The sequence below is a fragment of the Maritimibacter alexandrii genome, from assembly GCF_005871115.1.
GTDB lineage: Bacteria > Pseudomonadota > Alphaproteobacteria > Rhodobacterales > Rhodobacteraceae > Maritimibacter > Maritimibacter alkaliphilus.
In genome coordinates this window covers 19,613-28,002 of the sequence record NZ_SWKQ01000014.1, presented here as the reverse complement: position 1 = coordinate 28,002, position 8,390 = coordinate 19,613, and the positions used below count along the sequence as shown (strand labels likewise).

Annotated in this window: 7 protein-coding genes; 2 read left to right on the top strand and 5 right to left on the bottom strand. The window is 64.7% G+C overall.

The annotated features are described in order from the left end of the window. Both FCT00_RS16775 and FCT00_RS16770 read left to right on the top strand, forming a co-directional pair. A partial coding sequence (locus tag FCT00_RS16775; protein ID WP_171043027.1) for an Ig-like domain-containing protein occupies nucleotides 1-3,486 on the top strand: 3,486 nt, incomplete at its 5' end. Between the two features lie 585 nt (nucleotides 3,487-4,071). Next, the gene (locus tag FCT00_RS16770) at nucleotides 4,072-4,761 is read left to right on the top strand and encodes a Hint domain-containing protein (RefSeq protein WP_138423945.1); all 690 of its coding nucleotides are present in this window, start codon (nucleotides 4,072-4,074) and stop codon (nucleotides 4,759-4,761) included. On the opposite strand, the gene FCT00_RS16765 is transcribed toward FCT00_RS16770, so the two are convergent. From FCT00_RS16765 to FCT00_RS16745, 5 genes are read right to left on the bottom strand one after another with little or no spacing between them, the layout of a single operon-like run. After that, the gene (locus tag FCT00_RS16765) at nucleotides 4,762-5,367 is read right to left on the bottom strand and encodes a nucleotidyltransferase family protein (RefSeq protein ID WP_138423944.1); all 606 of its coding nucleotides are present in this window, start codon (nucleotides 5,365-5,367) and stop codon (nucleotides 4,762-4,764) included. After that, complete coding sequence (locus tag FCT00_RS16760) at nucleotides 5,364-6,665, bottom strand: branched-chain amino acid ABC transporter permease (protein WP_171043026.1); 1,302 nt, start codon at nucleotides 6,663-6,665, stop codon at nucleotides 5,364-5,366. Before FCT00_RS16760 ends, FCT00_RS16765 begins: the two co-directional genes overlap by 4 nt. Further along, a complete protein-coding gene (locus tag FCT00_RS16755; RefSeq protein WP_008329025.1) occupies nucleotides 6,662-7,672 on the bottom strand; it encodes a branched-chain amino acid ABC transporter permease in 1,011 nt (336 codons plus the stop codon). Before FCT00_RS16755 ends, FCT00_RS16760 begins: the two co-directional genes overlap by 4 nt. Beyond that, nucleotides 7,672-8,028: a hypothetical protein gene (locus FCT00_RS16750; RefSeq protein ID WP_138423943.1), complete on the bottom strand. Its 357-nt coding sequence runs from the start codon at nucleotides 8,026-8,028 to the stop codon at nucleotides 7,672-7,674. Before FCT00_RS16750 ends, FCT00_RS16755 begins: the two co-directional genes overlap by 1 nt. Beyond that, on the bottom strand, nucleotides 8,025-8,390 hold the full coding sequence (locus FCT00_RS16745; protein ID WP_138423942.1) for a hypothetical protein: 366 nt from the start codon (nucleotides 8,388-8,390) through the stop codon (nucleotides 8,025-8,027). The genes FCT00_RS16750 and FCT00_RS16745 overlap by 4 nt, the downstream gene beginning before the upstream one ends.

The following is an 8,390-nucleotide window of genomic DNA, read 5'->3' as shown; positions in this document are numbered from 1 at the left end:
GACACGTTCGAATACACCATCTCCGACGGCAACGGCGGCACCGACACGGCGACCGTGACGGTGGTGGTGAACGGCGACGGCGGCATGAACTCGGTCGTGGCGCGCAACGACAGCGCGACCACCTCGGAGGACGACGCGGTCAACATCGACGTGCTGGCCAACGACAGCGACCCGCAGGGCGACAGCTTCTCGATCCAGAGCTTCGGGCAGGGCGCGAACGGCACCGTGACGGCCGGGCCGGGCGGCACGCTGACCTACACGCCGGACCCGGATTACTTCGGCACCGACAGCTTCACCTACACCATCGTGGACTCTCAGGGCGCGACCGACACGGCAACGGTGACGGTGAACGTGACGCAGGACGGCGTGAACACGGTGGATGCCGTGGACGACATGGCCCAGACCGATCCGAACACGGCGGTGAACGTGCCGGTTCTGGCCAACGACACCGACCCCGAGGGCGATACCTTCTCGGTCACCTCCTTCGGGCAGGGCACGAACGGGACGGTCACGACCGGACCGGGCGGCACGCTGACCTACACGCCGGACACCGACTTCACCGGCACGGACAGCTTCACCTACACGATCACCGACGATCAGGGCGCGACCGACACGGCGACCGTCACGGTCTCGGTCGGCATGGGCCCGATGAACTCGGTCGATGCGGTGGACGACGCCTACACGATCGACGAGGACACGACGCTGATCGTGGACCTGACGGCGAACGACTCGGACCCCGAGGGCGACGACTTCACGGTGACGAGCGTGGGCACCCCCACGAACGGCACCGCGACGCTGAACCCGGACGGGACGGTGACCTACAAGCCGAACCTCGACTTCACCGGCACCGACACCTTCACCTACACGGTGACCGACGACCAGGGCGCCACCGACACGGCCACCGTCACGGTGACCATGACCCCGGTCAACGACGCACCCGACGCCGAGGATGACGTGCGGGTGATCGACGAGGGCACGACGCTGACCTTCGATCCGCGCACGAACGACGAAGACCCGGACGGCGATCCGCTGACCATCATCGACGTGGGCACGGCGACGAACGGAACCGTCACCGACAACGGCGATGGCACGGTGTCCTACACGCCGACGGCGGACTTCACCGGGACCGACACGTTCGAATACACGATCAGTGACGGCAACGGTCTGACCGACACGGCGACCATCACGGTCGTGGTGCAGGACGACGGCAACAACCAGAACACCACCGACGCGGTGGACGACGCCTTCGCCACCGACCTGAACACGGCGGTCGCGGGCAACGTCCTGGCGAACGACACCGACCCCGAGGGCGATCCCCAGACGGTCACGTCGAACACCAACCCGTCGAACGGTTCGGTCGTCGTCAACGCGAACGGTGCGTTCATCTACACACCGGACACCGGGTTCACCGGCACCGACACGTTCACCTACACGATCGCGGACGATCAGGGTGCGACGGATACGGCGACGGTCACGGTTTCGGTGGGCGTGGATGCGCCGCCGCTGGCCAACGACGATACGGCGAACGTGCCGATCAACGCGACGGTCACGATCGACGTTCTGGCCAACGACACCGACCCGGATGGCGACGACGCCAACCTTCAGGTGATCTCGGCCGTGGCCTCGGAAGGCAGCGTGGTCATCAACCCGGACGGAACGCTCACCTATACGCCGACCGTCGATGGCTATGTGACCGTGGATTACACGATCCAGGATGAGGACGGGCTGACCGATACGGCCACCGTCACCATTCTCGTCAACGACGGCATCGTCGAGGGCACGGACGGCGACGATCTGATCGACACCGGCTACACCGGCGACCCCGAGAACGACATGGTCGACGCGGGTGACAACATCTTCCCGGGCAAAGGGCCGGACGACGACATCATCGAAGGCTACGACGGCGACGACACGATCTATGCCGGTGACGGCGACGACGATGTGCGCGGCGGCGACGGGTCCGATACGGTCTACGGCGAGGACGGGGACGATATCATCGACACCTCGGCCCCGACCGAGGCTTCGGACTACGGCTTCGCACCGGGCGAGACCGTGGCGGGCTGGCCCTTCGCGCCGACCACCCCCGATCAGTGGGTGCCGGACGATGCCGACGAGGACAACGACAAGGATACCGTCTTCGGCGGTGCCGGCGACGACACCATCACCACGGGCGACGACGACGACACCATCGACGGCGGAACCGGGGACGACACCATCGACGGCGGTCTCGACGACGATACGATCCAGGGCGGCGACGGTAACGACTACATCATCGGCGGCCACGGCTCGGACGACATCGACGGCGGTGCCGGAGACGACGAGATCTGGGGCGGTCTGGGGCCGGTCACGCCGGACATCCTGAACCTCGAAGACGACGCCTATCCGGTGGACGACTACGGCGACGCGGACACCAACGATCCGCTCAGCCCGATCCCGTCCTTCCTCGATCCGCGCCCGTCGAACGGCATGGACGTGATCCGGGGCGGTGACGGCAACGACACCATCTACGGTCAGGACGACGACGACATTCTCTATGGGGATGCCGGAGACGACTTCATCGACGGCGGGATCGACGACGACACCATCTATGGCGGCGACGGCGACGACGAGCTCTATGGCGACAAGGGTCAGGATCTCATCGACGGCGGGGCCGGGGAGGATGACGCCTATGGTGGCGACGACCGGGATACCTTCATCAACGTCAACGTGGGCGACTTCGTCGACGGCGGCGAAGGCGGCGACGACTGGGATACGCTCGACCTGACCGGCACCAAGCCGACGGGTGGATCGCTCAAGGTCACCAAGGACGGAACGAACCCCGAAAACGGTTTCGTCGAGTTCTTCGACTCGAACGGCGTGTCCACGGGCACGATGAACTTCATCAACATCGAAGACATCGTTCCCTGCTTCACCCCCGGCACGCTGATCGCGACGCCGAAGGGCGAGGTGCCGGTGGAAGAGCTGGGCGAGGGCGACCGTGTCATCACCCGCGACAACGGTATTCAGGAAATCCGCTGGATCGGCCACAAGCAGATCGGGTGGCAGGAACTGAACCGCTCGCAGCACCTCAAGCCGGTGCTCATCAAGGCGGGCAGCCTTGGCAACGGCCTGCCGGAGCGTGACATGCTGGTGTCGCCGAACCACCGGATGCTGGTGGCAAACGACCGAACCGCGCTCTACTTCGACGAACGCGAGGTTCTGGCCTCCGCCAAGCACCTGGTCGACTCGAAAGAGATCATGACGGTCGATGTGCGGGAGGTGACCTATATCCACTTCCTCTTCGATCACCACGAGGTGGTGCTCTCGGACGGCACGTGGTCGGAAAGCTTCCAGCCGGGCGACTACTCGCTCAAGGGCATCGGCAACGCCCAGCGTCAGGAACTGTTCGAACTGTTCCCGGAGCTGGAGACCCGCGAAGGGCTCGAGGATTTCACCTCGGCACGCCGGATCCTGAAGAAGCACGAAGCCAAGATGCTCCGCAAATAATGCAGCGGCCCGCCGGGGAAACCGGGCGGGTCAACCCGACCTGAAAGGGGAAGGGGCTGCCCCCGGTCCGATGTTTTGGGCCGCGAATGGCCGGATTGAACCGGTCCATCGTTTCAGTCGTCAGGAGGCAACCTCACGCGATTTCGTGGGGTTGTTTTCCGTTTGGGCGATGCATTGTGAGTGAGTGATCGCAAAAAATGCGCCGCCATCTTGCTGCCATTGTTTCGCCACGAATGACAATTGGAAACGATGGCGATGATTGTTTCGGCATGGGGAACAATGCGTCCGTGTTCTGACGCTGATCGCCAGTAAAACAAGGACTTTCAAAGCCTAGCGCGGGGGCCGAAGGCGTGGCAAGAGCCGGGCCGCGATGCGCCGTGGAGTAGGGTCCGGATTTGTCCCGAATGTGGCGAAATGCGGCAATTTCAGGGCGGGTCGTCTAAAACCTTAAGAAAACAAGGGGATTCAATGGCGCGGTCCCGCAACATTTTCCCGAATAACTTCATAGTTTCGGCATGATTGTCCGATAGCTTGAAAGTCGACCTAATAGCGACCCCTGACCAAACCCCGAACGGACGCCCCGACATGCTGCATTTTCGCTCCCCCGCCGTCGACCGCGACCTTGACCCCGGCCTTCTCGATGCGCGCGGCTCTTCGCCGCTCACGACCTTTTCCACCTCGGGCCTCGCCCCGTCGGCGGTTGTCGAGACCATCGATGGACCGAAGCTGTCGCGCGATCTGAAAGCCGGCGATCAGGTCATCACCCGCGACAACGGCACGTCGACCGTGCGCTGGGTCGGTGAAAGCATGTCCGTCTACGACAACGAGAACGAGAACGCGCACGCCGCGGAACGTGGCCCGGTGCGCATCAAGGCCGGTGCGCTCGGCACCGATCCCGAGGCGGGCAATCTCGTCCTGAACGCCGGTCAGCGCCTTCTGGTGCGCAACCCGGTGAACGAACTCTACTTCGGCACCGACGAAGTGCTGGCCGATGTGGGTGATCTGACCCATCTCGACGGCGTCGATTACGTGCCGCGCTCGGTCATGCGGTTCAAGCACGTTCTCCTGGACACCCATGAACTGATCCGCGCCAATGGCGTCTGGATGGAAAGCTTCGCGCCCGAGATGTGGTCGATCCGCGTCGGGTTCCCGGACCAGTGGGCCGAGATCACTGAATGCGTGCCGCGCCTGCGTTACGAGAACGGCGAAGCGAACTATATCGCGCCGCGCATGTCGCTGAACGGCCGCGAAGCCCGTCTGCTCAACGCGATCTGATTACCTGTCACCGCCGCGCCGCCACGCCGCCCAATCTTCGGGCGTGTCGAGGTCGGTGCGCGCGTGCGAATAGGGCAGGACGACGGGGCGAACGCGGTCTGCATTGGCCTCCATGATCGTCTTTGCGCCCTCGTCGCCTTCCAGCGACCGCAGCGCAGCGAAATCCCGGAACGGAAACACGACCGGATGGCCCAGCTTGCCGTCCGCCGTGGCGCCGCGCAGGATCACCTCCCCGTCGAACGCCGCCAGCACACGCCGCATATCCTCGGTCGTGACGTCGGGCATGTCGGCCAGCAGAACCATGACGGCCACCGCCCCCTCGGGCAGCGCCGAAACACCAGCCGCCAGCGAGCGCGCCATGCCATCGGCGGCATCGGGAACCTCGACCGCCGCAATCGGTTTTTCGTCCAGCAGATCCCAGCGGTCGGGCCGTTCGTCACGTGCGGGCAGGGTGACGATCACCGGCTGACCCGTGGCGAGCGCCGCTTCGACCCGGTCGAGCAGAAGCGGCTTGTCCCCGACCTCTTCCATCAGCTTGTCACGCCCGCCCATCCGCGAAGACGTTCCCGCCGCAAGGATCAGGACGGGAACCGCGAGGGGCGTCATTTTTCCGGGATCAGCCCGCGCGGGCTGAACCTGAGGACAAGCAGCATGATAAGCCCCATGGTGAAGAGCCGCATATGCGCCGCCGAGCCAAGAAGGTGCGACTTGAGCGGACCTTCGGACATGCCGGCGGTCACCAGATCCATGAGGGCCTGACCCATCGGCTCCACCTGCACCCAGAAGAACCAGATGACCACGCCCCCCAGCACGGCGCCCCAGTTGTTCCCCGACCCGCCGACGATCACCATGACCCAGACGAGGAAGGTGAAGCGGAGCGGCTGATAGGACGCGGGCGTAAGCTGGCCGTCCAGTGTCGTCATCATCGCGCCCGCGATGCCGACGACCGCCGAGCCGAGGATGAAGATTTGCAGGTGGCGTCGGGTCACATCCTTCCCCATCGCTTCCGCAGCGACCTCGTTGTCACGGATCGCACGCATCATCCGGCCCCATGGCGAGCGCAGGGCCATTTCGGACATCCAGATGAGAACGAGCAGCACGGCGAGGAACAAGCTCGCATAGCCCAGTTTGACCACGACCGCCGAGGTGGACACCGGATCGGCCCCGATGCTCTGCGCCCAGTCGACGAAGCCCGCCGATTGCTGGAGGTCGATCTCGTAGGGCACGGGCCGGGGCAGGCCGACGACGTTCTTCACGCCACGCCCCAGCCAGTCCTCGTTCTTGAGCATGGCGACGATGATCTCGGAAATCCCCAGCGTCGCGATGGCGAGGTAATCGGAGCGCAGGCCGAGCGCGGTCTTGCCGATGGCCCAAGCCGCCCCGGCCGCCAGCAGGCCGCCAACGGGCCAGGCGAGGATAACGGGCAGGCCAAGACCGCCAAGAAAGCCCTGCGAGGCCGGGTTCACGGCCTCGATGGCCTGAACCGCGGGGTCGAACAGCGCGCGGTAGACGAAGAATCCGACGATCAGGAAGGCGAGCAGGGCAAGCGTGCGGGTCTTGCCGGGCGTCATGCGTTTGTAGATCTGCACCGCGCCGAGGATCACTCCAAGGCCCACGAACAGCGCGAAAACCACACGCAAGCCGCCCGCCGACCAAGCCTCGCCCACCGGCGCGATTGAGGTGACGACCACCGCCAGCCCGCCAAGCGCGGTGAAGCCCATGATGCCGACGTTGAACAGTCCGGCATAGCCCCACTGCATGTTCACGCCGAGCGCCATGATGGCGGAGATCAGCCCCATGTTCAGGATCGTGAGGGCGAGGTTCCAGCTCTGGAACACGCCGGTGCCGAGGATCAGCAGACCGACAGCCGCGAAAAGTCCGATGTTGCGCCAGTTGATGCTCATACCGATTTCCCCCGGAACAGACCCGTTGGTCGGAACAGCAGCACGATCACCAGAATGGCGAAGGAGACTGCGAATTTATAGTCGGTGGACAGAAGCTGAAGCAGCCCGTCCGGCGCCCAGGCTTCGGGCACGATGTAGGTCACGACCTTTTTCCACGCATAGGTCACCATCACCTCGGAAAACGCGATGACGAACCCACCCGCGATCGCACCCAGCGGCGAGCCGAGCCCGCCGACGATGGCCGAGGCGAAGATCGGCAGCAGAAGCTGGAAGTAGGTGAAGGGTTTGAAGCTCTTGTCGAGGCCATAAAGCGTCCCCGCGATGGCGGCGAGGGCGGCCACGATGATCCAGGTGATCGCCACCACGCGCTCGGGGTTGATCCCGGACAGGAGCGCCAGATCCTCGTTATCCGAATAGGCGCGCATCGACTTGCCGGTGCGGGTGCGGTTGAGGAACCAGAACAGCAGGGCGACGACGATGGCGGCGGTGATGACGGTGATGAGCTGCGTCGATTTCAGCGCCAGACCTTCGGCCAACCCGGACCATTCCTTGAAGTCGCGGGCGGTAAAGACGAACCGCGCCCCGTCGGCGAAGTTCTGGTCGCCCGGCCCGATAATCAGGCGCACGACCCCGTTCAGCACGAACATCACGCCGATGGAGGCCATGACCAGCACGATCGGTTTGGCTTTGACCCGCCGGTAATAGGCATAGACGACCTTGTCCGTGCCCAGAACCAGAAGCGCGGTGATCGCGATGCCGAAGGGCAGGGCCAGAAGCGCGACGGGCAGGGGGCCGAGGCTCAGACCCCAGCTTTGGAAGAGCCATGTGAAGAGGATCACCACCATCGTCCCGAACGACATCGTGTCGCCGTGGGCGAAGTTGGAGAACCTCAGGATTCCGTAGATCAGCGTGACCCCGAGCGCGCCGAGCGCCAACTGGCTGCCATAGGCCATGGCGGGGATCAGCACGAAGTTCGACAGGGCGACGATGGCGTTGAGCAGGTCCATCAGCTTGGGGCCTCGCAGGTGTATTCGGTCAGATTGGATGTGAAGGGGTCGGTGGCGGTGTCGAGCGTGTGAAGCAGGACGGGAAAGCCGCCGTCGGCATTTCCGCTCACCATCAGCGTGTGTGTGGTGTCGTCGGCCGTCCAGCTCCACGGCCCGAAAAAGCCGCCCGCGATGCCGGGTGTCGCGTCTGCGCCGACCGTAATGCGGCCCGCCCCCAGTTCGTCGGTCTCCACCGGGTCGAAGGTGAACGACCGGGCCGCACCGTCGGCATCCGCGCAGTTCAGCACCATCCGTGCGCCTTCGGCATGGGCCGAGGCGGGCAGGGTGAGCGCGAGAAGGGCGAGGGCGCGGATCATCGGGCCATGCACCTCCCGGCGAAGGCGGTCCGCTCGGCGCCTTCGTAAAGGCCCATCGTGACGACTTCGACCACAGACCAGTCGGGGGTAAGGGTCATCAGGCCGACTTCGCCGGTCGCCATGTTGGCGGCTGACCATGCGGTGTAGCCTGCGTCCTCGGCCAGCAGCTCGTAACGCATTTCGCCCGCCATCGACGACATGAGGAGCGATCCGTCCGCCACCGTGCCGACCGTGAATTCCCAGTCGGACGAGGTGCAGGCATCGGTGCCGAAACATTCTTCGACCATCAGGCAATCGTAGCTGTCGGCCAGCGCGGGCGCTGCGGCGATTGTCAGGATGGTGGCGAAAAGTGCTGTCTTCAC